This is a genomic window from Shouchella phoenicis (assembly GCF_047238345.1).
Taxonomy (GTDB): Bacteria; Bacillota; Bacilli; order Bacillales; family Bacillaceae_D; genus Shouchella.
The window spans coordinates 694089-718970 of record NZ_JBDFMQ010000001.1 but is presented as its reverse complement, the minus strand read 5'-3'; the positions used below and the strand labels follow the sequence as shown (position 1 = coordinate 718970).

Below are 24882 nucleotides of genomic sequence, written 5' to 3'. Positions count from 1 at the left end.
TTTTCCATCTCTACTAGCGATATACAAATCGACGAAACAGATAATCAAAAGGACCGCTTTTTTTCTTCCATTCTAAAACAGATGCCATTCCGATTGAGAATAGCCAAACGAGAACTGCTACAAGCCATACTTGCGCAATGCTTAGTTGACTGGCTAAATCTAGACCTCCTGAAGAAAGAAGCATTAATAAAAGAATCTCATTTACAATGAAAAACGTTAGAGAACGTTTCCCTAGCGCCGTGATGCCAACGACGATTGGATTTGTCTTATTGAAATGGGGTCCAATTAATCCAAATAATGCTGCATATCCACATCCGCCAGCAATCCCTGTTAGCATATGGGCAGTAAAGATTAAGCCGATCACATAAGCATGCTCGACTTGTAACGCTCCATTGCTATATAGCGCATGTGGAATCGCGCCTACAAGCGAGATGAAAATACCTCCGACCGCGACTTTTTTCAAAAATGGTCGATGCTTTTTATCTTCGTTTAATAAACCCTTTCGACCAAACCAAACGCCAATTAGAATGGAGAGAATGACAGGTAAAACAAAGTTTCCTAGAATAGGTCCACCCATTATAAATTGCATCGTTCCATCAATTAACTGGTCGACATAACTGTTCGAACCTTGAAAAATTGTTTCCATTCCCATAGTCGACATGGCCGCCCATACAAACGGTAAAATGAGAACAAAAAAGATGAGCAGTGTGACCATCGTTCGCTCAAGCAATTTGTCGCTACGATATAAGAACCAATGAATCAGCAAGAGGCCCCCACCATATATGGCAAGAATGTCTTTTCCCCCTACAACAACCGATAATAAGAATCCAAAAATCAACAACGCAATTGCACGCCGATTGATGGATTTTCGTATTTCTAAGTGACTCTTTTGTTTTCGGACGTAACTTCGAATAACAAGGGTGATGCCGTATCCGAACAATAGTGCAAACATAGCTCTAGCCCGATTATCAACAAAAAATACAGAGGCATAGTTTAATAGGCTATCCACCACACCATTCCCCTCAGGACGAACAAGAATCGTTCCACTAATAAAGATTTGTGCATGAGCCAGAGCAACAAGTAACAACATCATCCCTCGCGCAAGATCAAATGAAATGTAGCGTTTTTTTGGCATATCCCTCTCCCATCAAGGCATTATACTTTATAGTCATTTATAAAACCATCGAGTTCAATTTAACACACCGTTTAATAACTTACAATAAATGGATTATATCGTTTATCAGTCATTTTATTGTAAAGTAAGCGTTTCTTATTACCAGTTTTATATGAAATAAGCCCCATACCAAAAAAACACATCCACACGCTTTATGCGCATAGATGTGTACATTTTTACTTTACATTCACTTCATGGCCACCATCAAAGAAATAGAGCCAGCATTCTTTAACAGCCACTTTCCAGATGCTTTCAATCGCTTGCTTATATTGGTTCATCTGATGTTGATAACGCTCGTTTAACAACTTATTTAAGTCGGCTTCCTCTATTTGAAGAGACTGTACCCGGTCAGTTTTATAATCAAGTAAAATTAATTCACCATCTTCATCCCAAAATAACACATCGATGATGCCACGTATGAGAACTACATCCTCATCATCATCAGCCTCTTGATGAGCAAATGAATGTTTTGGTTGGACGTATGAAAATGGCACTTCTCTTTTCATTTGAGTCGCGTTTATTAATCGTTTGCCAATTGTGGATTGATGAAAATCAACAATACGTTTATCATAAATGGCGCTTCGTTCTTCACGGTTAAACCCAAGCTGCCTACATATCCCTTCGACTTCGCTTTTTATGACTGTAGGCTCTCCTGAAGTGAATGATAGCCGCTGCATCACACGATGCATCAGTGTTCCTTTTTCTGCCGCGCTTAACTTTTGTTGTTTTTTTAAAAAGGTTGGTTCTTTCATACTAGTCGCTTGTCTAAACGACTGGGGTTGTTCTTCTTCAGTAAACTCTTTCCAGTTGTACTTACGCTTTAACTCCGTCACACTTTGTTTGGCGAATGTTTGAGTCGCGACTGGATATTGGTAGCTGAAATCTAAACGACGGTCGACTTCTGCTTCCAATTCAATTGAAGACGATGGCACATACTCTAGTCTCTTTAACTGTTGAACACGCTCGTTCGAAGGTAGCGATTGAACATTCTTAAGTTCAGGCACTTCAGCTTGTTCATCTAACAGCCATTTTGACTCATGGGTTTCGGGATCGTTGATGCGCTCAATATCTGCATGTCTAAGAACAGCGGGAATAACCCAATCAAAGAAACGCCTTGCTTGTTTACGATCATAAAGAGGAAGCGCTTGTTCAGCTTGCTCTTCCCATTCCATTAATTTTGTTTCTCGATCTTTCACACTACCAAGCATGAATAATTTCTCTTTTGCTCTTGTTAACGCAACATAGAGTATGCGTAATTCTTCCGATATCTGTTCTCGCTCTTGTAATTTTTTTATTGCAACTTCAGGAATTGTTGAATATTTGATACGGCGCTCGATATCCAAATACGTTGAACCAAATCCCAATGTTTGATGAATTTGAGTTGGCCTACGGGTATCCATTAAATTAAACTGCTTCCACATCTCTACAACAAAGACGACCGGGAATTCAAGACCTTTACTCTTATGGATCGACATCAAACGAACGACATTTTCTTGTTCACTTATTGTACGTGCACTCTCAAAATCGTCACCCTGCTCCTCCATACGCTCAACAAAACGTAAAAAGCGAAAAATTCCTCGGAACGAAGTATCTTCGAATGCTTTTGCTCGGTCATACAGCGCGCGCACATTGGCTTGACGCTGCTTCCCTCCCGGTAATCCACCAACAAAGATATCGTAGCCTGTCTCTGAAAACAGTGACCATATAAAAGTTGATAATGGTGTTGTTCGTGCTTTAACACGCCACTCTTGTAGTTGGGTATAAAAATGAGCAAGTTTAGTCTTTAGTGGTTCCGCTCCAGGGTCGATAGCAAGTGTAGCCTGTACAGCCTCATAAAATGAACCTTCCACATGATTAACACGAATATGTGCCAGCTGTTCATCCGTTAGACCAACAATTGGCGAGCGCAATACCGCAGCAAGTGGGATATCTTGAAATGGATTATCAATAATTTTCAGTAGTGATAGCATGATTTGCACTTCAACGTGTCGGAAATACCCTTCATCTCGATCTGAGTATAAAGGGATACCTGCCTCTTTAAATACGTCTACATAGATTGGTCCTGAAGGCAGTGACCGCATAAGAATCGTAATATCACGATATTGAATCGGCCGAAGCTGTTTTGTTTTTTTATCATAAACAGGGTAGCCATTCGTAATTAATTCTTGAATTTTACTTGCTGTCCATCGTGCTTCTTTTTCAGCGGACGGTTCAAACCCGCTCGTTTCTTCATCATCCTTTTCGAGAAGCGCTACATGGATGTCGTATCCTTCATCTTCCGTATTGTAATCAAGATTCCCGTAACGTAATGCTTGTGTGTCGTCATACACCACTTCTCCCACGTGCTTGTCCATGGTTTGTGCAAAGACATAATTAACAGCATGCAACACCTCTGACCGGCTCCGAAAATTATGCGCCAGATCGATTCGAATACCTTGAACTTCTTGAAGATCGTGAAGCGGCGCATTCAGTGTGGCATAGGTGTCTTGCTTCTCAATAAATAATCCAGGTTCCGCTAAACGAAATCGATAAATACTCTGCTTCACATCACCAACCATAAACCGATTTCGACCGTTGCCGACTAGATTAAGAATCGCTTCTTGTACTCGATTTGTATCTTGGTATTCATCTGTTAACACTTCTTGAAAATGCTCCCTGTACTGCAAAGCGGTTGTAGATGGGTGGTCAATTGATTCATCGCTTAGAATTTCAAGAGCGAAATGTTCTAGATCATCAAAGTCCATTAACGAACGTTCTTCTTTTAGTTCACGATACGCCTGCGCAAATTCTTGTACGAGCGTAGTTAACACGCGAACACGTCCACGCATCTGATAAAGGCGCGTTGTATTTTCGGCCTCATTGCCTACCATTAATTCTTGTGCTTTTTGAAGAAGTTTTTTGCTTTCATCTCGCAATTGCTTCACTTTCGTTATTAATTCAGGATCTGCCGGGTCGTCTTTTTTCTTACTTGGAAGTCTATTCCATGCAAAGGTTTCTAACTGGTTATAAAGGCCATCCCAATCATAATTAGATTCAAGGCTCTCAAGGGCTGACCCCTCCTCTACTAAACGTTCGTGATAGAAATTTGGACCATCTTCTCGTTCTGCTAGCGCAACTGCGCGAGCATGATTCGCTCGTGCCCCTGCCACATAGTTTAAGACTTCTTCCACAATGACCTGTCCCCATGGGGTTGTAGCGATATCCTCAACCGAATCTTCATACATGGTTGCACTTTGCTCAAGCCATTGATCTGGATTTGGATGAGACCGTGAACGGGTATATAAATTTAAAATAAGTGCTCGCAAATTGGTATCTGTCCGATCGCCACTATATGCTTCAGCCATCGTATAAAAATCAGGAGATGCTTCTTTCTCATGTGTATAATAACGTTCCAACAACGCCTCTAACACTTCTTCTTTTAACAATTCTCGCTCTGTGTCGTTCGCGAGCCGTACCGTTGGATCTACATGAATATCATAATAATGTTTTCGAATTAAATCTGAACAAAAGGAATGTAACGTTGAGATCGTTGCGCGATTTAATAGGCGATACTGCCTTTTTAAATAAGGCGTTGGTCGAACACTCAGTTCTTCCTCTATTCGCTTGCCAATGCGTTCTTTCATTTCAGCTGCCGCGGCTTTTGTAAACGTCACTACAAGCAAACGATCTATCTCAGCTTCATCTGCCGGATCCATGATTCGTTTAACAATACGCTCAACAAGTACGGCTGTTTTTCCACTTCCAGCTGCTGCAGCAACAAGAATATTTCCGCCTTTTAGAGAGATCGCTTGCCATTGTTCGTCCGTCCATGTCACATCGTTTGGCCGTTCTTGCATCTCCCATTTAGGCATGATCGCTCCCCCTTATATCAATTGCTTCCTGCATTTCTTCTAATGCATCGCTATTTTTTCTTTTCATGAGTTCATTATATTGAAATCCAGGTAACGATGGGTCGAATTGACAGACGGCTTGCATAGGACAGTAAGTACATGCAATTTGTCCATTTTCCTTTTGGTAAGGCGCTACTGTCGTTTTTCCACTTACCATTTCATTCCCGATATCAATCATTTTTTGTTCTGTGTATGCAAATAGTGTTTGAAACTGGTCTTCTGTTAACACTTTTGAGCGACTATGAAACGAACCGTCTTTCTTAAATTCAACTGGAACGACATTTGATTTATTCTTTTCAACAAAGCTTTTATCAAATAATTCGGCAACACCACGATCATCTTTCATCCATCCGTTTAATTGAAATGCTTTTAAACGTTGTTCGTCTTCATTCGTATCCTCTTCAAGCACTGGGTTATGGAGATGAAAATAAAACATCCCCCCCACTTCTGAGGATTTCTCTAACCACGCTTCAGAACCTTTTAAAGCAACTGTTAAGTACACAGGCATTTGCAAGGAAATCCCTTCAATTACATCAGAAAAAGATAAGGATGTTGGGCTTGATTTATAGTCGACGACACTAAGATACGACTGCCCATCCCTTTCAGCTTGATCAATTCGATCAATTCGACCTTGAACCGTCATACTCATCCCATTTTCTAATTTGTATGAAGGAATCGATAGGGGTTTTTGCGGACCAAATGCAACTTCTAATTCCACAGTTTCAAAATCCGATAACAACGCTTGCTGGCGCAATGCTTCCGTTACCTGAACAGCGATATCATGGAGCTTACCTGTTATATACTGGTAATGGTTTGTACTAATCAAAATCTCACGCTGAATCGTAGGTGCAATTTCTTCCACCGCTTCCGACGTCATCTTGCGGCATTCTTCATAGGAAAGGGTCTTCCATGTTTTGTTTCGATCTTTTTGCTTTTCTGACAGCCTTTTTAACACCATATGAAAAAGCTCCCCAATATCAAAGGCTTCTAATCGATACACATCTCGTTCTTTTAGTCGTAAACCGTATTGACTGAAATGACGGAACGAGCATTGTTTAAACAACTCCATTCGGCTTACGCTCATCACTAGATGGGCGTTGTATATGTCTTGTGTAGTTTCCTTTGACAGAGGAATATGGGTATACGTGTAGTCTAAGCTCTCCAGACCTAATTTTAGGGGGCCGTGCCATTCTGCATGCGTTCTAAACCAGTTGTAGACATCCCACCAAATTGAATCAATTTCCTCTCCTTGCTTCCATTTTTGCAGTTGCCGGATGAGTTGTGACATGGCTTGTTTTGGATGTGTTATATATTCAATCGCTTGATTATACCTTTCAGCTTCTGGCTCATTTTGCACGAATACAGTCTCTACATCGTTCAGAGAATCGTGGATATGACGTATCAAAGGAGAAGGAAGTAAAGCTGCCCCTTCCTCATCAGCAAGGGCGTACGATACGGTTAGTGCCTCCGATGCACTCGTTTGACTCATATACGCATAAAATGCTTCATGCCAGAGCTTGTCTGTTGCTGTGTGACCGAGCGAAAGACCTGCATGTTGCAATGCGATTCTTTCCTGCTCACTTACCATCCCTTTTTCACGTGGTCGTGATGGGATGATGCCTTCATTTAGCCCAACGATGAAGGTCGCACGTGGTTTCGGTAAACGGGAACGCTCCATGTCTCCCACAGTAACCTGGTCAATCGCTGGAGGAACAATTTTAAAACTCATATTTTCAAACCCAGCATTTAGTGTGTGAAAAAAAGTAGTGACGGTCACTTCATCTTCTCCACCAATATCGACAAGTTGATCGAGAATTGATAGAACCCCCTCCCACACTTGGCTGTATTCGCTACTAATCTGAATGTCCCCGCGCTCTTCCGCTTGCCTTTGTAGATGGTTCATTTTTTCCGGAATCGACAACGCCATTAAAAACGTATAAAGAGCATGGCACATCTCGGAAATCGTTTCACTTCTTTTTAAATTCGATTCAAATTGATTAAGTGGAGCAATTAAGACGTTCTTCAACCAGTTCATCGTTGCATTCTTTTCTAGCTCTTCTTCGGTTGGTTCTTCCCCGGAACCGTGACGCGCTTTTTTCAATTGCCAGTCGCGAGCGGTGGACCAGAGATTTCCTTTGATGCCTTGGGCGAGAACCACATTTTCAAGTTCATCAATTTTTTCGCGAAATGCAACTGGTTCCTCTTCAAGTGGAATAAATAAGTCGGTTTTAAAAGCACGAAACAAGGCCTCGTATGGATACCTTTGGATAACCGCCTCAAAGGACGATCGAATCAGTTCAATGAGCTGATGCTGAATCATTCCATGTGTATCATCAAGAAAGAACGGCACCTCATAAGTAGGAAACACTCGTCGGATGAGATCACTATATGTGTGTAAATCCCTTGTGATGACTGCAATATCTGTATAACGGTATCCTTGCTCTCGCACTAAACTGCGAATGGATTTGGCTACAGATTCAATCTCAACTCGGCGATTGACCGTTTCAACGATCTTTACACTTTGATCGTTTTCTCTGACCTCATGATCTTGATAAACGAGCGCTTCTTCCAGTGATGCTAGCCCTGTCTTATTAAAACGGTGATTGGCTTTAAACCATTCTTCTTTATAACGAAGCTTATGTTGTTGGAGCGATTGCACCATTAATTCGTACGTTTCATTCGTCAAATAAAACGTATCGGATTGCCCTAAGTGCTCATCTAATGTTAGAGCCATTTTTGTTGTAGCCGCTTCATTACAGAGAGCGGTTAAAAACCGGCGTTCAAGCTTGCTGAAATCATAAAAGCCATCAATGTACACGAAAGCACCTTTTAACATACTTACATCTGGAATAGCCTTTATTGCGCTCTTTACCTGCTCTTCTTTATCCCAAAAACGGTTGGAAAACGTTTCTTCAAATCCTTGAAAGATAAGCTTAACATCATGCATCTTATCTTGAATCGCTTGTGACAGCATTTCACCTTCTACAAGTATTTGATCTGGCGAGAGTTCTTGCCTACGCAATTCAAGAATCATTTGCTCCATTTCTTTTAGAAATCCACTTGTGTTACTTGCACGCTTAAAGACTCGAAGTTGGTCTTTCTTCTGTTCAATTATTTTTTTTATTAAAACGTGCACGCCAGTTCGATCAAGCATTGGTCGCTCTCGTTGACCTACCTCATCAAGAATCCTTTCGGCCAAAGAATGTAAACTTAATACGCTTAACCTTGAAAACCCGCCCGTTTTTTTTGCGAGATCATACTCAACTTGAAACGACATTTGATCAGGCACGAGCAAAATAATTTCTGGTCCGTCAGCGGGGGCTTCCTTTAAGTATGTCATGATTTCTTCTTTCATTTTTGTAGACTTGCCGCTACCACTTCTTCCTAAATAAAAGTGAATCAATCGTTTCGCCCTCCTTTTCCGTTCGCTTTGCTTTCATCTTACCACGAATCCAAACAAACGTTGAATCCCTATGTATTCCAACGCTTTCGTGTATAAACCATCATCTTTAACGAACAATAAACGCAACAATTCTACTACTTATCCTTTTCATCCTTAAGGTTTCTTGGTAAAATGTTTCATTACTGAAGCACTTTAATTTTGACAACAAAAAATGGAGGAACCATCTTGATATTCATAGCGATTGCTTTGTTATTTATGGCTTCATTCTTTTTCTCAGGAAGTGAAACAGCTTTAACCGCTGCAAACAAAATGAGATTACAGACGAAAGCCGCTCAAGGAGATAAAAGATCAGAGCGATTATTAAACCTTGTAACAAATGCAAATGATTTTATTCCTGGAATATTGATTGCGAATAATGTTCCAAATATTACACTCCCATCTCTTGTAACGATCGTTGCACTTGAGTATGGGTGGAGTGTCGGTCTGGCGACTGGTATTCTAACTGTCATGATCATTATCTTTTCTGAAGTACTACCAAAATCAATTGCTGCAGCATTTCCAGATCGAATTGCTTATCTGGTATATCCGCCGATGAAGGTTGTACTAACTCTTTTAAAACCTTTTACGTACCTCTTAAATAAATTTACCCAGCTCATCATTAAACTTCTTGGTAAAAATGATGCGGATCAAGCTTCTTTCTCAAAAGACGAGATGCGCGCGATGGTCGACATTGGACTTACAGAGGGAACATTTAAAAACGACGAAGTTTACCGACTTAAAGGCATGCTTGATTTTGAACATTTAAATGTAGCAGATGTACTCCAAACACCACGAATTGATGTTCAAGGAATCTCTGCTGACGTGACGTTTGAAGAAGCAAAAGAGATCTTACTGGATAATCAATATACAAGATATCCTGTCTACGAGGAAGATATCGATCATATTATCGGGGTGTTTCATTCTAAATTTGTTTTAAAATGGAGCCAAGAACCCACCAAGCCTATTCGAGAAATAGCTGATTTACAGCCACTCTACGTCTACGAATTCCATCCTGTAAATCGTGTTTTCCAAAAGATGTTACAGGAGAAAAAACATTTTGCCATTGTATTAGACGAATATGGTGGAACAGAAGGAATCATTACCCATGAAGACTTGATTGAAGCGATGATTGGTCAAGATATCGAGGATGAAACCGATGTGGATGATGTACTTATTGAAGAACAATCCGAGTCTCGCCTTGTATGTGACGGAAAAATTTCATTAAGACGTTTAAACAATGCTTTTAATGTCAACATCCCTGAAGAAGAAGATAATTTAGCAAGCTTTCTTATTCATCAGTTTGGCTATTTGCCAACAAAAGGAGAACAGCTTGCTTATAAAGAATTACTCTTTGAAATTCTGGCGATGGATGAAAAGAAAGTGGAACGAGTACAAATCACAAAAACGATTGATCCGGCGCTTTCAGAGTGACAATCAAACAAGCCATGGACTTTGATCCATGGCTTTTAATGATGCGCTTATCTTTTAGGCTTTTCCAGCGGCCTCATTTTATTTGACACACCATAATAAAAAACGAAAAAAAGGAGGAGCACACCTGAACTCATGAGTAAGAGACCATAAGCTGAAGAAACTCCGATATTCACCAACCAGTCTCCCAGTATACCCCCAACAATGTACGCGACCGGTAATGTAGCCCAAGATAGCATTCTCGCAATAGAGAACACACGTCCTAAATAAGTTGGCTCCACATGTTGCTGAATCAACGTTATGCTCAACGCATTTGTGATCGGTAAGCAAAACCCCATAAAGAGCCATAGTCCACCGATAATGAGAATGGCTTCCGTTGCACCTGTGGTAAGAACCGCAACCCCCATTCCAAATGAGGCAAGAAGCATCCACCAAACTTTGTTGGTTTCGATTTTCACTGTGCTTATCACGAAGCCACCTAGCACCATTCCTACTCCAAACAAAGCCGTTACAAAGCCAAACTGCTCTTCTGTACCGAAGGCTAAAAGGTAGGGTTGCCGAATGACACTATTTATTCCCAATGCTACATTTGCCCACATGTGAAAAAGGATGAGGGCAAGTAACGCTTTCTCATTCCATGTGTATACAAAACCACGAATGAGCTCTTTCAAAAATCCTTCATTCTCATTTTTCACGCATTCGCGCTTAGGAAAACGACCCCATAAAGCAACAACTACCATGAGCGCAACAGCATAGCTCAAGCCATTACTGATGACAATCCAGACCATGTCCCCAAACGCATAAAGGATACCTGCAACCACCGGACCAACAATGTTTGCTACAGAAGTCCCTGTGGCAACCAGACCGTTTGCTCTCGACAACCGCTTATCCTCAACTAGTTGAGGTGTAAGTGCTTGTAATGCTGGTCTTTCCAATGCGCTAACTACTGAAAGGATACCTGCTAACATTAGGGCAATCCAGCTGGTCATACTTGAAAAAACAATGAAAATCAATCCTAAGAATAAAACCGATGTTCCAAGTAATCCACCTACTACCAGTGCCCATTTTGGACCAAAGCGATCAATGGCATTCCCTGCAAAAGGTGCGACGATTACACTTGGTAAATAACTGGCTACTAAAATCATAGCAAAATGAATCACTTGCCCGGTTTCTTGATAAATCCAAATACCTAAAGCAAATCTTGTAATTGCCGAACCTAATAGCGAGATGGTTTGGCTTATGACGATCCATAAAAAAATATGAAACCTGTTCAAACATGTTCCTCCGCTCTTATTAGCGGAAGCAAACATTACTGCTTATATGAAGGCAACACTCCGTTTTACTCCCGCTTTCTTTTTATTTTTAGTGGGAATATCAAAGCAGACTATCATGATTGATCACTCTTTCTCTATGTAATATTCTATATATTAACACTATTAAATATCATTTGTCCCATTTCTTTTAAAAAAATATAAACCTGAAACAGAAGGGAACCTTTATGGATACGTTCACACTAAATTTAGCTAAGCGTGCCTTACCAACCTTATCTTTCTCAAAAACAACAGTTGAAACTTCTAGCCTACACCATGCTCATCCTATATTCGGTTTCCCATTTGCAGTTGGCAATACCGCTACGCTGTATTATCACGACAAAAAAGCAATAAAATTGTTCAATCCACGCAGCCCAAAAGACGAAGCGAGGAGGGAATATAACAAGCATGCTTACGCTTATTCTCTTAAGGTTTCTACACCAAAAGTAGATCATGTTCGAGTAATTGATCATCAACAAGCTTTGGTTATGGACTATGTAGAGGGGCAACCTCTAGGTGAAAAAAGTGTGCATTCGCCAGAAGCACTTATCAGCGGTCTCACCACCGCTATTCAGTTACAGCAACACTTACATCAAATTCCGCTTAAAGAAGTTAACCAAATGGAACAATTAAGAACAAAAATCAAAAAGCAAATTCAGAGCGTAGAAGAAGTAAGCATTCAGAAAAGATCTGAATTAACATTACGGCTAGACGACTTATCTAAAACAAGTCTTTGTCTTTGTCACGGTGACTTTCACTTTCTAAATATCCTGTCTACAAAAGCAGGAAATGTCATCATTGACTGGGTTGATGCGAGTATCGGTGATCAACTTGCAGACGTGTGTCGCTCCTATTTGCTCTACACAAACCATTCACAAGCACTTGGAGAACTCTATTTACGCCTTTATTGTGCTGCTTCCGGTGATAGCGAAGATGCGATTCTAAAGTGGCTTCCAATCCTTGCCTGCGCAAGGCTAGCTGAGCAGGTTCCAAGCGATGATTCTGACCGATTATTTCAGATGATTTACACTGATCCATTTAACCTAATCTAACTACTTGAGTCGTTTTTCATAATGGTTTTCGAAGAAGCTTTAACAAACGATAGACGAAAGCTTGTGATTGTGTTGAAAACGCTCTCCATTCGAGGTGAATATTTGCTTTTATAAGACGATGTAGGGTGATAAAATAATTTCACTTTAAAAGCGAAATTTAACATTCTTTTAAAATCCGACGTTTATGTCGAAATAAAAGCGTGAATATAAGCGAGTAGAAACAAAAAACAAGGAGGATTTACTATGAAGCAAACAACACGTTTAGGCGTGATCTATTTAGTTTTCTTTGCTTTTATGATAGTCGTGAACTACTTATCGACAACAAACGTTGGTTCCGTTGCCAACCAGGAACAAGCACTTATACAGCCAGCAGGATTTGCATTCTCTATTTGGGGATTAATTTACCTGTTGTTGTTCATTTGGATTCTTCGTATTTTTTTCGTAAATCGTTGGAATGCCGACATTTATACACGCGTTGGGTACTGGCTACCTGCAAACTTTTTATTAAACGGCATGTGGATTATCGCCTTTACACAAGAATGGTTGCTTTTATCAGTCATCATTATTGTAGGCCTATTGTTAACCTTGATCGTGATTTACTTTAAAATAAATCGACTCGACTTTCGTTGGTTTGATCGTATCCCATTCTCCATCTACCTTGGTTGGGTATCCGTTGCTACCATTGTTAACATTTTTGCATGGCTCGTTCAGCGTGATGTTACGACGTTCCTTGGTTTAGGAGAAGTGCCATGGACCATTATTATGCTCCTTGTAGGTACGCTTTTAGCAGTCATCATTGCGCTTGCGTATCGTGACATCTTCTATCCATTAGTCTTTGTATGGGCATATGCTGCTATCTTTGCAGAAAACAGCATGACAGGCATTTTAATTGTGACCGCCATATGTATCGTCCTTCAACTTGCCGTTGTCCTGTTCGTATTAATCAAGAGAAGATAAACAACAAGAACCAAAAGTCCTTTAAACTTTTGGTTCTTTTTATCGCTCAAAATTGGTTTTAAGAAGATAAGACTTTCAGGTGAAACATTTATTTTAGTTTCATCATCATCCCTAGCCCCCAACAATAAAACACTAAATAAAACGCTCTTTGAAGAATTCCTCCAATTTCAACTGGGAAAAAAACCATAACGATGATACCTAGTTTAATGAATAGTAAGCCAGTTGCCATGCTATACGTGAACACTTTCCCCTGTTTGATTTGACTTGCTATAACAAATAACGCTGGCGCAACTAAAAACATGAACATCACAGGATATGTATGCCACGCAAAGCTTATATTAGCAGGTATGGCACTAAACCCATTTCCAATCGCAAAAAGAGCTAATAGTAAAAAACTAAACTTTCCTAATGACGCTAACGGTAAGCGTTGATAGACACTTATAATCCCTATCAATAAACATACAGCCGTAACAAAAAATAGAACATTTACTAATGAAGAATGAGGAGAACAAATCGCATAATCTGCCCAAGGGTACGTACCAATTCCACATGCTGTCACACCTAAATCACTCATCGGTTGGGCAATATATGAGTAAGGGACTCGTGATGCTTGTATCGCAAATGGTTCATAAAGAAAGTATAGAAGCGGGACAATCCAACCTAACAGACCCACTCGAAAAGAAATTCTCACAGACTCACCTCGTTAATAGATGGATAAACTCATATGCTCTGTTTTCATCCTTGAATTTCAAGGATTCCGCAAGCCTTTGTTGAATATGTTGTATAGAGGAGTTGACGTTCTTTATATTTCTATTTATGCTTTTTTGGTGTTTGCACCCTTACAAAAATTTAACCTTTATTTCAGAGGGGGTTACATATGTTCACGAAGATTTCTTATTCAACAGCTATGATTCTTTTTTTATCTTTGTTATCCGCTTGCCAGCAGGAAACAATCGAACCTGAACAGACGGAGAAACCTTATGCGCTCACTGGCAATTGGGAAGGAGAAATCATTATCCCGATGCAACCGCTCTCTATTGAGATCTCAGTAGAAAAGGATCAAGCAACTTTATCCATCCCCGTGCAAGGCATTTTTGACGAACCTTTTGATACAGTTGAGATAGATGAACAGCGTCTTTCTTTAGAGACTACCTTACAGGGACAGACAATTTTATTTGAAGGAGAACGAGAGGAAGAGGAAATTAGCGGCGAACTTACTCAACTAGGCCAACAGCTTCCCTTTCACCTTCGCTTTCAAGAAGAAGAGGAATTAACCGTTCTAACACTAGATTCTTCTGAAGTCATGAAAGCAAAAGTAGATTTTCCCCAAGAAGAACAAGATGCATACCCCGTTGCGCTCATTTTACAAGGTTCAGGCCCGACAGATAAGCACGGCAATTCATATCTTCTTCCAGGGAGAAATGATAACTTGAAATTAATTTCAGAGTATTTGAATGAGAACGGCATTGCTACTATCCGCTATGATAAGCGAGGCATTGGAGATAACCTTGACTTAGCTCCAAATAGTGCAGAGACGACGTTTGATGATTATATCAAGGATGCAGTCGCGTGGTTAAAGTATGCCAGTCAGAATGAAGCATTCACCTCTGTTTACGTGATCGGTCATAGTGAAGGAGCCCTTGTTGGCTTAGCAGCCGCTTTAGAAGAAAACGTAAATGCCTATTTTTCTTTAGCTGGCGCAGGGAGAACAATTGATGATGTCTTACTGGAGCAAATTGAAGAAGACCCGTTGATTACAGATGAACTTTTACAAGAATCCGCTGACATTATCGACCACCTTTCCAATGGCGATACTGTTGATGAAGTTAGTCTTGAACTCCAATCATTATTTAATCAATCCGTTCAACCTTTTCTTTCATCGTGGATGGCTTATGACCCTGCTGAACTCATACAAGATGTGACCTTCCCTACATTTGTGATACATGGGGAGAATGACCAACAAATTCCTGTCGATGACGCTCATCTTCTACATGATGCAAACAACGACACAGAGCTTCTTCTTATTGAAGACATGGGTCATGTATTGCGTCATGTATCTGAAGACATCGAGGAAGAAGCTCTTTCGGCGATTCGTAGTGAGGAGCCTGTATCTGAAGAACTTCTTGAAATTTTATCATCTCGTATTCTAAATCAAAGCGACTGAGGTACTCTCTGTCGCTTTTTACTCATTCTTATAACGATCATGATGTCGCCACCACTCATACGTATCAGTCTGCTTCACTTTTACTGCCGGTGGTGCCTGCTCCCATTTCTCTTGCCTACCGAGCGGCGTCATATCCAGATAGCCTAAGATTCGTAACTTCTTTTTTCGGTAACTGTCTTCGTTCCGCATTCAGTTCATCTCTCGCTCTTGTCAATTGTTTCTCTTTTTCTCGAAATCGTGCGTGGACAATTTCCCATTCATTTTCTATCTGCTCATTCTTATTTGTTTGACAACAATCGTCCGACAATTCCCAACCTCCTTTCCCTTTGACTGATACTAGTATAGCTTTATCTTAACTGAAAATTCAAATTATAACGGTTGTAATATGGACAAAGCGTTTCAGATGCTTCATGCGCTTGTTTTTGTTATAACAACTATAGGAGGGATTAAGAATGAACGAAACCATAGCTACGTTAAAAAACCATTATTCAGTCCGCAATTACTTACCTGACCCTATTAAAGAAGAACAGCTTCAAGTCATTATTGAGGCGGCTCAAGCAGCACCTACATGGGGGAATGCGCAACAACTTAGTATTGTTGGGGTCACTGACGTTGACAAGAAAAAGAAGCTATCTGAGATTATTGGACAGCCATGGATTGATCAAGCACCTGTTTTTCTATCATTTAATTTAGATTTCCATCGCATTAGTCAAGCGCTAGAAGCCGATGGGCAATCTTTTGAAGCTGCTGAAAATGTCGATACCTTACTAGTTGGGACAACCGACGTTGGCATCGCCATGGGAAATGCCATCGCCGCAGCAGAATCAATGGGTCTTGGAATTGTACCAATTGGTGCGATTCGTACACGTTCAGAAGAGGTTGTGAGTGTCCTTGATCTTCCGAAATATGTTTTTCCAATCGTTGGTCTTGTGATTGGCTATCCTGACGAAATCAATGAGCGTAAACCTCGTTTGCCAGTTCATGCTTTTTATCATAAAGATTCCTATCAACATGACCAACTTGAAGCGATTCAACAATACGAAGATGCGATAAAAACGTATATGCAGTCTCGCCCTATCCAAAAAACGTGGACGGAAACCGTCGCTCGCTATTACAGTCATGACAAAGGAATCCCTCAAACAAGTCAAAGCTTAGAAAAACAAGGATTTCATTTTCGTAAAAATGACTAAGACAACGCAATGAACAAAAAAAACATGGATACCCATGTTTTTTTTGTTACTGCTTTAGTTGCATCTGATCGTTAAACAAAGTCGGATACGATAAAAAACCTAACATAATGCTCGTCACAATTGCAGTTGTTAGTAATAAAAATAAGATCAGTAGCTGAAACAATACCGCTTGCACAGGATCCGCTCCCGCAATAATTTGCCCGCTCATCATCCCAGGTAACTGCACAAGTCCGATTGTCTTTTGACTTTCAATCGTAGGAATTGTACTCGCTTGAATGGATGATATTAATTGTTTATGAATCGCTTGTTTTGGTGTTCCACCTAGACTCAAAATAAGTTCCGCTTCATCATGCCGTGCTTCAACTTCAGCTGTAAATCGATTTAAAAACAAAATTCCTAGCACCATCGAATTTCCGATAACCATTCCACTTATTGGAATAATATATTGTGCCGTTGCTGGTGTGATTGATAAGCCTAATAATATCCCTTGCGTTAAAAATTGGACGGAAAGAAACGTAACAATTAATTTCCACGTAATTCCATTTATCGATTTTCCTTTTTTCCGCGCGTTTTGTGTTGCCGCACCAATCATTAATGCGATCATCAAACCAATATATAAATAGCTCTCCGAATCAAAAACAAACTGTAACACGTACCCAACAGCTAGTAATTGTACAATTGATCGAATGGTTGCGACTACAATATCCCGGTTCAGCCCTAACCTTAACGTTTGTGACAATAGAAGAGGGATAAGAACAAAGATGAGCGTCAGTACTAGTGAGATCAGACTCATTATCGTTCCTCCTTCAAAAATTCAATGACACGAAGATCTTGAGGATGATCAAGAATTTGCGTTGAACCGTGCTCAACTAATTGGCCGTCCATCATCACCCAACTGTCGTGGGATAGTCGTTTCGCTTGCTCAATTTGGTGTGTAATCCAAATAATAGTTGTTCCATACCGTTCATGAATTTGCTCGATTAAATGCTCAATCTCTCGGACGGAAACGCGATCTAATGATGACGTAATTTCGTCTAATAACAAAACGTCTGGTTGATTTAACAACGTTCGAGCAATTGATAATTTTTGCTTTTGACCGCCTGATAGTTCTTTTGCTTGTTTCGTCATCGTTGAAGCAGCAAGCCCGACTTCCTCTAACGATTGTTTGACGGCGTCGTCTTTCAACTGCTCATTTGCCAATGTGAGAGGTAAGACTAAATTTTCTCTTACTGTTCCGTTGATCATCGTCGCTTGTTGTAACACAATCCCAACCTTTTTACGTAACTCCGTTGGCACATAGCTTGATAACAATTTTCCATTGTACTGAATGGTTCCATCAGTTGCTGTTCTCATGCCATTACATAATCGGAACAATGATGTCTTTCCTGCACCTGAAGGACCAACAAGACTGGTAATTCTTCCTTTATAAAATGAACCATCAATTCGATTTAAAATCGTTGTTCCATCGATTTTATATGTAACACCTTGAAGTTCAATGGCCTTTTCGGCAACCATTGACATCTTCCTTTCTCGTGGGAGAATTCGTATACGTATACGTTTCTCCAAATTCGTGCAATCTATGCTTAGACACTCCATTAATTATAACAAGTATTAAATAATAATCAATATAATTTATTAATTACATCTGGTAGCGTACGTACAACCAACAAATAAATAGCGTCAAACAAACTAAGAATACGCCCTCTACCTTACCGCCTGTTCTTAGCTTAGCAATACGAAACCGAAGCGACGCAGGGTAAAAAAGCCGTATGCCCCGTACAGTCATGGCATCTAATACATAATGTGAAATCATCCCAGTTAAAAAACCAACTCGAATCCCTTCTTGTTCAGGAAAGAAGTAAAGGAATAAAAGATTTGTTAGCAAAAGAAACAGCAAGCTGTGGGTAAACGTTCGATGACCAAAAACCGATCCGATGATTTTGGACAATACCGGTAATCTTCGTCCAATTTTTGAATGAGTATGGCAAATATCGGGTATAAGAGCACCAATGAATCCGGCAGCATAAAAACCAAATGAACCATCGTTGTTAAGAATGAATATATCAGCTGCCTGACATGCGACTATGCCGCCAATAAGATGTGTTTTTCCAGTCATCGTTCCCTCCTCTAATAATGTGACAACGACTCATTTTATCACAAATACGAACATACGTATGCAAATTATTTGCAAAACAGTAAGAAAAGGATGATGAACATGTCGATCTATAATCTACACACCACAAGCAATTTAAACGAATTTATTGACCAACATCATGTTGCGCTCATTTATCTTTCTAAAGAAAATTGTTCAGTTTGCCACGCCTTATGGCCAAAAGTAGAGGAACAATTAACCCATTATCCGTTTATTGAAACGGCCTATGTTCATTTAGACGATGCCGAAGATGTTCCTAGCCAGTATGAAGTATTTACGGTTCCTACCATCTTAATTTTTCTCAAAGGGAGAGAATGGTATCGAGCAAGTCGCTTTATTCGAATGGAGGAATTACAGCACCAGTTTGAACAATTGAAAAAAGCCTAACTCTAAAAGAAAGGTTAGGCTTCTTGCACAATGATTAGTTAAACGTCTTCATCCAGTCATCAAAAACATTTACATAGTTCTTAATTCGTTTGACCGTTGATTCATCTGTCATCTTCTCTTCATCTTCTCCAATTCGAGTATGAACGCGACCGACTAATAATTTCGGTCCAGGCATGACATGTGCATCAATAGCAACTAGGGTCTGTCTAATTTGCGTTTGAGCTTGCACCGTCCCTGCTCCTTGCGGCGATGCACCGGCGAGAGCAAATGGCTTTTTCGGTAAGGGGGACTCATCTGGAGGGCTTGCCGCCCAGTCCAAGGCATTTTTTACAGCTGCAGGCATGCCATTATTGTATTCTGGTGACACGATTAACACACCGTCCGCTTGTCTTATAGCATCTTTTAACGCTGTGACCTCTTTAGGGTCACCAGTTTCTTCAATGTCTGCGTTATAAAAAGGAATCGTGCCAATAGGAATTTCGTTAAACGTCCAGTGAGTAGGTGCATAATGTTTGATGGTATTTACTAGTTTTCGATTATACGATTGTTTACGCAAACTTCCGCAAAGAATAGCGACATTCATGAAATGACTCCTCTCGTTTTTCATTCTTGTAGAAACCCGTTCCCCTTTTTCAATAGTTATAATCATTTAAGACCATTCTAATAAAAGAAAAAGCTTCTCGACAATGCGACAAGCTTAACCACACTTACTTACATTTTTTTTGCAAACGTTTTAATTAAATTCAGCTCAAATGCGTTTCGCTTGTAATCACATGCCAACTGAAGTAAGTGTGCGGCATCTCGTTTTAAATATGCCCAATATAAATTCCCTCTAAAGCAGGTCTGATCACTTGCTAGTATCTCTTTCAAGACATGCTCTGCTTTACTCCGCTCATCCCGTACAATGTAATAATGAGCCTGTTCTGCATGATTGACATCCTCAAAACACAATTCTTTCGGGAAATCTTGTTGATATAAATTTAAGCAAAACGGAATCCCCTTTGTCTTCAATTTATTTACAACATCGAAATTTTCTGTCATTTGATAATAATCCACCGCACTCCATAAATGTTTCACCCCTCGCTCCCCTTTTTGTGATAAAGCATCGATGTAACCTGCTATATGGTGAGCGCTTCCTTTAAATATGGGTGGGGCAAGTGGATTGACGATATTTGCCAAACAATTTTTCTCTGCTTCCTCCCAATCATTCGATTCAATAAAGAGAGATCGAGAATAATAGTGAATTAATCTTGTAAGCAAGACAGTCTTCACGTAATTTGGCTTTAACTGACGTAATTTTAAAAGCATACTTTCATAAAATTTAGAGCCTGAAGCTTGGTTACTAATTAATAGCTCATATTGTATGATTAAATCAAGCTTTAGTTTTAACGAATCATCGTCTACTTGTCCATATAAAATACGTGCCTTTTCCATAATCATTGGTACAGAACCTTGAAGTTTTTTTGATTCTTTTGCAAGCTTATAAACGAATACATGCTCTTTCAATTCTTTATCTAGCTCGTACATCTCGAACAAATAATGTTGTTCCTCATCTAAATTGTACAGCGATGTGTATTCAAATGCTGCTTTAATACTTGCTCGGTTTGTTGTAGTCCGGCAGTAAGTTGCCATTTGTTTCCTTGCCTCTGTACTTTCAAAAAAAGCTTCCAACAGAATGACTATTTGCTCAAAATCAATCATATCCCCGCAACTGACTAAATACTCAATACCATCACGTTCAATCATTTTACGATCTAATTGATATCTTTCTATAATCTCATTATGCATAAGTCAATAAATCCACCCTGTTTAATGTAATTTTAAACCGCAAAACGTCATCGGTTTAATGAATAACCATTCACTTCTCCCTTTATTCGATTAAATTAAATAAATATCCTTCCATTTCCCAGTAAAAAATCATTCAAACTCATTTACAATTAGCTAAAATTGTGTTTTAGCTTCTTTCTTGTCACGTTTTAAGACGAAATTCTCTCCCAGTTTGATTCCTTCTTTCATTGGGAATATGTGTAGTACGATATTAAGAGGAGGACAAGGTTTTATGACATTTCCACAAGATAAACAATATATTAACGGTGAATGGCTGACAGGCCGTAGTGATAAAACAATTGAAAATAAAAACCCATATACAGAAGATACGATTCAAATTATTCAATCTGCAAATGAAGAAGATCTAGATGATGCTTATCAAGCGGCACTTCAAGCGCAACCTCAATGGGCTAATTCAGCTCCGTCGAAGCGACGTAATCGATTTCATAAATTGCTTCATGTGTTAAAAGATGAAAAAGAAATGATTATTGATTGGCTTGTAAAAGAATCAGGTAGCACAGTGGCTAAAGCTCAGGCAGAACTTGATTCAGCACGGCTTGTTATTGAAGAATCAATGACCTATCCGACTCGGATGAACGGACAAATTTTACCTTCTGAAAATGAAAGTAAAGAAAACTACGTCTATCGTAAAGCTAAAGGTGTTGTTGGCATTATTGGTCCATGGAATTTCCCGTTCCATTTAGCGATGCGTTCGATTGCACCAGCCCTTGCAACTGGAAATACAGCTGTACTGAAACCCGCTTCAGATACGCCTGTTAGTGCAGGATTACTTTTCGGTTATCTCTTTGAGAAAGCTGGCTTCCCAGCTGGTGTCTTAAACGTTGTAGTGGGACGAGGATCAGAAATTGGTGATGCGTTTGTCGAGCATCCGGTTCCAAAGCTGATTTCATTTACTGGTTCAACAGAAGTAGGTCGTCACATCGCAGAGTTTGCTGGTAAACACTTAAAAGAAACGACGTTAGAGTTAGGTGGAAATAACGCTATGCTCGTGCTAGAAGATGCAGATGTGGAGGCTGCGGTGAATGCCGCGATTTTCGGTAAATTTCTACATCAAGGGCAAATTTGCATGTCGCTAAATCGCATTATTGTTCATGAGCACGTTCATGATGAGTTTGTTGAACAATTTGTTAAACGCACCAACGAATTGCCAACAGGAGATCCTGCAGATAAAAACGTCATTGTTGGACCTATCATTAATCAAGATCAACTAAATCACCTAACAGAACAAATCGATACAGCCATTAAAGAAGGCGCTACTGTCAAGACTGGAGGATCTGCAACAGGTGCTGTTTTTGCGCCAACGGTTCTAACGAATGTCAACGCGAATATGACCGTTGCGAAAACCGAGCTTTTCGGTCCTGTCGCGCCAATTATTAAAGTGAAGTCTGAACAAGAGGCCATTGATATTGCTAACGATACGCCATACGGTCTGAGTGGTTCCGTTTTCACAACCGATCGCTTTCGCGGTATGGACGTCGCCAGAAAAATTAACACCGGTATGATTCATGTAAATGATCAATCTGTTAATGATGAAGCACATGTTGCTTTCGGTGGCGAAAAAGCCTCTGGACTTAGTCGTTTCGGTGGTGAATGGGCCCTCGATAAATTCACTACCTTCCAATGGGTTGGAGTGCAAAGCGGACGAAGACAGTTCCCTTTCTAATCCAATAGCAGCACATCCTCATTTACAAAGAGGATGTGCTTTTCTTTATTTTGCCATTAAGTAATCGTAGAGTTTTCCTTCTCTTCCTTGTTTATGCCAGTCTTGATAGCAGTTAAATACATCAAGCACATGAAGATAATCACCTGATTCCACAATGTCTTTGACAGCTAAAAAACTCTTCCAATATGCGTACATAATTTTCGTCGTAGACTCTTCATACGTCTGCTGGCCAAATTGATCAAGTGTAAAAGATGAAAACGCTTCTGCATATTGATGCACGAGTGCTTGTTCAACATTTACAATTTCTTCAAACTCGGTTTTCGTCAATAGCCATCTTCGCGCGATATAATCACACATTCCTTCTTCAAACCAAATCTCATCTTCTCTTCCTTCGTCAAAATCATCAACAAATAAATTCGAGTGATGCATCCATTCGTGGCCTATAATCGTTAACAAATTTTTCTGATTAAAAGTTTCAAAATACTGTTTTACATTCGTTTGAGGGGGTTTTGTTAAAAGGTGAAGAAAATAAGTTGACCACTCTGACAGATCCCCAGTAAGATAGATTTGATTTTTTCTCGTGAAAGCTGGAACTGGCACTGTCGAAAATGTATTCATGACATGTTCCGCAGGCGTCCAAATTATTGTATTCGGTTTTTCAACAATACAAAATGCATCGTTTACTTTCTCACAAAAATGGTTAAATTCATCCTCAAGCTGTTCTTTCATTTTCTTTTGTTTCTTCCACTGAACATCTGTTTCTGTTGCGATGATGTGTATCAATTGTCATCCCACCATTCTTCTTTTTCAATCCAACGTTGAAGAAGTGAATTAAAAGCCGCTGGATTAGCGAGACTATAACCGTGACCATACCCTTTTATCGTAAGGTTCTGACATTGTTCATTTGCATAGGTTAATTCGAGTAATGATTTACGCATGAGACGAGATTCTTTTTCACCAACGGTTACAAGCATTCTCGTCGATACGTCGCGAAAGGAAGGTGGAATGGAAAAAGACAAATTCTCCTTCATCACACGCGCAAATGTCTGAGCTCGCATCTGTTTCGATTCGCAATAATAAAGTAAAAATTGGTCTTCCGGTATGTACAACACCTTTGCTTGCGCTTTAGCGAACCTTTCCCATTTTGCCAGAGGGAGCGCGAGTTGAGCAGTATAGGCTACACTCCGATTTAATAATGATGACGGACTCACAAGGGCACTGTTAATCATTGCAGAAGTGATTCGATTAGAATCCTGACTTAACACTTCAATCGCAACTTGTGCTCCAAGAGAGAACCCAATAAGATGAACAGTTTTATTAGCTGCTTTTTCCTCTATTAATGCAAGGCACTGCTTTGCACTCTCCCCAATTGAAAAGTTTCCAACCTCTCGACTCTTCCCATGTTCAGGCAAATCCACAGCAACGCAGTGATACGCAGTAAAGTAATCAACTTGCTTTTGCCACATCCATCGACTCACCCCTCCACCATGAATAAAGAAGAGGAGGGGGCTGTCCCTATTACCTGTTTCTTGAAACGAGAGCCTTGTGCTCACGATTCGCTCCACTTTGATAGATAGGTCGGCTGATAGTCATCTAATTGTTGCAACAGATCTTCAGGGCTTGAGGCAAAAAGAATCATCTTTTTATAGGCAGGATTCATAAACCCTTGCTCAATCGTATGATCAATCATCGACAAAAGTGGATCATAAAAGCCATTTACATTTAAAATAGCACAAGGTTTCTGATGATAACCAAGTTGTGCCCAAGTAAACACCTCAAACCATTCCTCTAAGGTTCCTGCACCTCCTGGCAACGCCACAAACGCATCTGCCAGTTCCGCCATTTTTGCTTTACGTTCGTGCATAGTATCAACAACATAGAGCTCGTCTAAATGGTTGTGCGCCACTTCAACTCGCTTTAATCTTTTCGGAATGACTCCTAAGACATGACCGCCTTTCTCTAACACTTGATCGGCGATAGCGCCCATACATCCTACTTGCGCACCACCGTACACAAGTGTTCGCTTCTGGTCAGCGAGTAATTCTCCCAGACGCTTCGATTCCTCAATATAAATGGGGTTTATTCCACTACTCGATCCACAAAAAACGGCTAACGCATTTATCATCTTTGAAAATCCTCTCTGTCTCTAAATACTCTCATTCCTACCTAACATAACGATTCGACAGTTTTCTTCGTTCCCCTGTTTTTTAAATAGAAATGTCGCA

At 40.0% G+C, this 24882-nt stretch carries 22 protein-coding genes; 7 read left to right on the top strand and 15 right to left on the bottom strand.

All coding sequences use genetic code 11. The annotated features are described in order from the left end of the window. Positions 1 to 13 precede the first annotated feature (13 nt). The 3 genes from ABC361_RS04085 to addB form a co-directional block, all read right to left on the bottom strand. Positions 14 to 1135, bottom strand: a complete 1122-nt coding sequence (locus ABC361_RS04085; RefSeq protein ID WP_413072802.1) for a DUF418 domain-containing protein — start codon at positions 1133 to 1135, stop codon at positions 14 to 16. A gap of 215 nt (positions 1136 to 1350) precedes the next feature. Continuing rightward, entirely contained in the window at positions 1351 to 5025 is a 3675-nt protein-coding gene (gene addA / locus ABC361_RS04080; protein ID WP_413072801.1) for a helicase-exonuclease AddAB subunit AddA, read from the bottom strand. Further along, positions 5018 to 8467: a helicase-exonuclease AddAB subunit AddB gene (gene addB, locus ABC361_RS04075; protein ID WP_413072800.1), complete on the bottom strand. Its 3450-nt coding sequence runs from the start codon at positions 8465 to 8467 to the stop codon at positions 5018 to 5020. Before addB ends, addA begins: the two co-directional genes overlap by 8 nt. Positions 8468 to 8695: 228 nt before the next feature. Here addB and ABC361_RS04070 point away from each other — a divergent pair, with 228 nt between their 5' ends. Next, positions 8696 to 9937 (top strand): hemolysin family protein, encoded by a 1242-nt coding sequence (locus tag ABC361_RS04070; RefSeq protein WP_413075713.1) that lies wholly within the window; start codon positions 8696 to 8698, stop codon positions 9935 to 9937. Between the two features lie 47 nt (positions 9938 to 9984). On the opposite strand, the gene ABC361_RS04065 is transcribed toward ABC361_RS04070, so the two are convergent. Next, positions 9985 to 11208 carry an MFS transporter gene (locus tag ABC361_RS04065; protein WP_413072799.1) on the bottom strand — a complete coding sequence of 408 codons (1224 nt, stop codon included), beginning with the start codon at positions 11206 to 11208 and terminating at the stop codon, positions 9985 to 9987. A gap of 224 nt (positions 11209 to 11432) precedes the next feature. Here ABC361_RS04065 and ABC361_RS04060 point away from each other — a divergent pair, with 224 nt between their 5' ends. Further along, on the top strand, positions 11433 to 12296 hold the full coding sequence (locus ABC361_RS04060) for a phosphotransferase family protein (RefSeq protein WP_413072798.1): 864 nt from the start codon (positions 11433 to 11435) through the stop codon (positions 12294 to 12296). Positions 12297 to 12539: 243 nt separating this feature from the next. Continuing rightward, on the top strand, positions 12540 to 13253 hold the full coding sequence (locus ABC361_RS04055) for a TspO/MBR family protein (protein WP_413072797.1): 714 nt from the start codon (positions 12540 to 12542) through the stop codon (positions 13251 to 13253). 88 nt (positions 13254 to 13341) lie between these two features. On the opposite strand, the gene ABC361_RS04050 is transcribed toward ABC361_RS04055, so the two are convergent. Beyond that, complete coding sequence (locus ABC361_RS04050) at positions 13342 to 13944, bottom strand: DUF998 domain-containing protein (protein ID WP_413072796.1); 603 nt, start codon at positions 13942 to 13944, stop codon at positions 13342 to 13344. A 186-nt stretch (positions 13945 to 14130) separates the two neighbouring features. On the opposite strand from ABC361_RS04050, the gene ABC361_RS04045 reads away from it, so the two are divergent. After that, complete coding sequence (locus tag ABC361_RS04045) at positions 14131 to 15417, top strand: alpha/beta hydrolase (RefSeq protein ID WP_413072795.1); 1287 nt, start codon at positions 14131 to 14133, stop codon at positions 15415 to 15417. Positions 15418 to 15435: 18 nt separating this feature from the next. Here the strand turns inward: ABC361_RS04045 and ABC361_RS04040 are convergent, their stop codons facing one another. Together ABC361_RS04040 and ABC361_RS04035 are read right to left on the bottom strand one after the other, a co-directional pair. Continuing rightward, complete coding sequence (locus ABC361_RS04040) at positions 15436 to 15606, bottom strand: hypothetical protein (RefSeq protein WP_413075822.1); 171 nt, start codon at positions 15604 to 15606, stop codon at positions 15436 to 15438. After that, positions 15533 to 15724, bottom strand: coding sequence for a DUF899 family protein (locus tag ABC361_RS04035; protein WP_413072794.1), 192 nt, complete (start codon positions 15722 to 15724; stop codon positions 15533 to 15535). Before ABC361_RS04035 ends, ABC361_RS04040 begins: the two co-directional genes overlap by 74 nt. Before the next feature lie 145 nt (positions 15725 to 15869). On the opposite strand from ABC361_RS04035, the gene ABC361_RS04030 reads away from it, so the two are divergent. Then, the gene (locus tag ABC361_RS04030) at positions 15870 to 16607 is read left to right on the top strand and encodes an NADPH-dependent oxidoreductase (RefSeq protein ID WP_413072793.1); all 738 of its coding nucleotides are present in this window, start codon (positions 15870 to 15872) and stop codon (positions 16605 to 16607) included. Positions 16608 to 16653: 46 nt separating this feature from the next. Here ABC361_RS04030 and ABC361_RS04025 read toward each other — a convergent pair whose 3' ends face one another. The 3 genes from ABC361_RS04025 to ABC361_RS04015 form a co-directional block, all read right to left on the bottom strand. Continuing rightward, a complete protein-coding gene (locus tag ABC361_RS04025) occupies positions 16654 to 17400 on the bottom strand; it encodes an ABC transporter permease (RefSeq protein WP_413072792.1) in 747 nt (248 codons plus the stop codon). Further along, positions 17400 to 18122: an ABC transporter ATP-binding protein gene (locus tag ABC361_RS04020; RefSeq protein WP_413072791.1), complete on the bottom strand. Its 723-nt coding sequence runs from the start codon at positions 18120 to 18122 to the stop codon at positions 17400 to 17402. Before ABC361_RS04020 ends, ABC361_RS04025 begins: the two co-directional genes overlap by 1 nt. Before the next feature lie 124 nt (positions 18123 to 18246). Continuing rightward, on the bottom strand, positions 18247 to 18723 hold the full coding sequence (locus tag ABC361_RS04015; protein WP_413072790.1) for a metal-dependent hydrolase: 477 nt from the start codon (positions 18721 to 18723) through the stop codon (positions 18247 to 18249). A gap of 99 nt (positions 18724 to 18822) precedes the next feature. Between ABC361_RS04015 and ABC361_RS04010 the strand changes: the two genes are divergently transcribed. Further along, positions 18823 to 19146, top strand: a complete 324-nt coding sequence (locus ABC361_RS04010) for a thioredoxin family protein (RefSeq protein ID WP_413072789.1) — start codon at positions 18823 to 18825, stop codon at positions 19144 to 19146. Positions 19147 to 19180: 34 nt separating this feature from the next. On the opposite strand, the gene ABC361_RS04005 is transcribed toward ABC361_RS04010, so the two are convergent. Next, a complete protein-coding gene (locus ABC361_RS04005) occupies positions 19181 to 19729 on the bottom strand; it encodes an NADPH-dependent FMN reductase (protein WP_413072788.1) in 549 nt (182 codons plus the stop codon). 128 nt (positions 19730 to 19857) lie between these two features. Then, complete coding sequence (locus tag ABC361_RS04000) at positions 19858 to 20934, bottom strand: hypothetical protein (protein ID WP_413072787.1); 1077 nt, start codon at positions 20932 to 20934, stop codon at positions 19858 to 19860. A 271-nt stretch (positions 20935 to 21205) separates the two neighbouring features. Between ABC361_RS04000 and ABC361_RS03995 the strand changes: the two genes are divergently transcribed. Beyond that, entirely contained in the window at positions 21206 to 22657 is a 1452-nt protein-coding gene (locus tag ABC361_RS03995; protein WP_413072786.1) for an aldehyde dehydrogenase family protein, read from the top strand. Between the two features lie 45 nt (positions 22658 to 22702). Here the strand turns inward: ABC361_RS03995 and ABC361_RS03990 are convergent, their stop codons facing one another. The 3 genes from ABC361_RS03990 to ABC361_RS03980 are packed head-to-tail and all read right to left on the bottom strand — an operon-like array spanning position 22703 to position 24782. Continuing rightward, positions 22703 to 23440 (bottom strand): hypothetical protein, encoded by a 738-nt coding sequence (locus ABC361_RS03990; protein WP_413072785.1) that lies wholly within the window; start codon positions 23438 to 23440, stop codon positions 22703 to 22705. Beyond that, positions 23437 to 24210, bottom strand: a complete 774-nt coding sequence (locus ABC361_RS03985) for an alpha/beta fold hydrolase (RefSeq protein ID WP_413072784.1) — start codon at positions 24208 to 24210, stop codon at positions 23437 to 23439. The genes ABC361_RS03990 and ABC361_RS03985 overlap by 4 nt, the downstream gene beginning before the upstream one ends. Further along, positions 24207 to 24782 carry an LOG family protein gene (locus tag ABC361_RS03980; RefSeq protein WP_413072783.1) on the bottom strand — a complete coding sequence of 192 codons (576 nt, stop codon included), beginning with the start codon at positions 24780 to 24782 and terminating at the stop codon, positions 24207 to 24209. Before ABC361_RS03980 ends, ABC361_RS03985 begins: the two co-directional genes overlap by 4 nt. Positions 24783 to 24882 lie beyond the last annotated feature (100 nt).

Coding starts and splice junctions, on each gene's coding strand:
- ABC361_RS04085 (WP_413072802.1), bottom strand. CDS start 1,135: ATGCCAAAAAAACGCTACATTTCATTTGATCTTGCGCGAGGGATGATG.
- addA (WP_413072801.1), bottom strand. CDS start 5,025: ATGCCTAAATGGGAGATGCAAGAACGGCCAAACGATGTGACATGGACG.
- ABC361_RS04060 (WP_413072798.1), top strand. CDS start 11,433: ATGGATACGTTCACACTAAATTTAGCTAAGCGTGCCTTACCAACCTTA.
- ABC361_RS04055 (WP_413072797.1), top strand. CDS start 12,540: ATGAAGCAAACAACACGTTTAGGCGTGATCTATTTAGTTTTCTTTGCT.
- ABC361_RS04045 (WP_413072795.1), top strand. CDS start 14,131: ATGTTCACGAAGATTTCTTATTCAACAGCTATGATTCTTTTTTTATCT.
- ABC361_RS04040 (WP_413075822.1), bottom strand. CDS start 15,606: ATGCGGAACGAAGACAGTTACCGAAAAAAGAAGTTACGAATCTTAGGC.
- ABC361_RS04030 (WP_413072793.1), top strand. CDS start 15,870: ATGAACGAAACCATAGCTACGTTAAAAAACCATTATTCAGTCCGCAAT.
- ABC361_RS04025 (WP_413072792.1), bottom strand. CDS start 17,400: ATGAGTCTGATCTCACTAGTACTGACGCTCATCTTTGTTCTTATCCCT.
- ABC361_RS04020 (WP_413072791.1), bottom strand. CDS start 18,122: ATGGTTGCCGAAAAGGCCATTGAACTTCAAGGTGTTACATATAAAATC.
- ABC361_RS04015 (WP_413072790.1), bottom strand. CDS start 18,723: ATGACTGGAAAAACACATCTTATTGGCGGCATAGTCGCATGTCAGGCA.
- ABC361_RS04010 (WP_413072789.1), top strand. CDS start 18,823: ATGTCGATCTATAATCTACACACCACAAGCAATTTAAACGAATTTATT.
- ABC361_RS04005 (WP_413072788.1), bottom strand. CDS start 19,729: ATGAATGTCGCTATTCTTTGCGGAAGTTTGCGTAAACAATCGTATAAT.
- ABC361_RS04000 (WP_413072787.1), bottom strand. CDS start 20,934: ATGCATAATGAGATTATAGAAAGATATCAATTAGATCGTAAAATGATT.
- ABC361_RS03995 (WP_413072786.1), top strand. CDS start 21,206: ATGACATTTCCACAAGATAAACAATATATTAACGGTGAATGGCTGACA.
- ABC361_RS03980 (WP_413072783.1), bottom strand. CDS start 24,782: ATGATAAATGCGTTAGCCGTTTTTTGTGGATCGAGTAGTGGAATAAAC.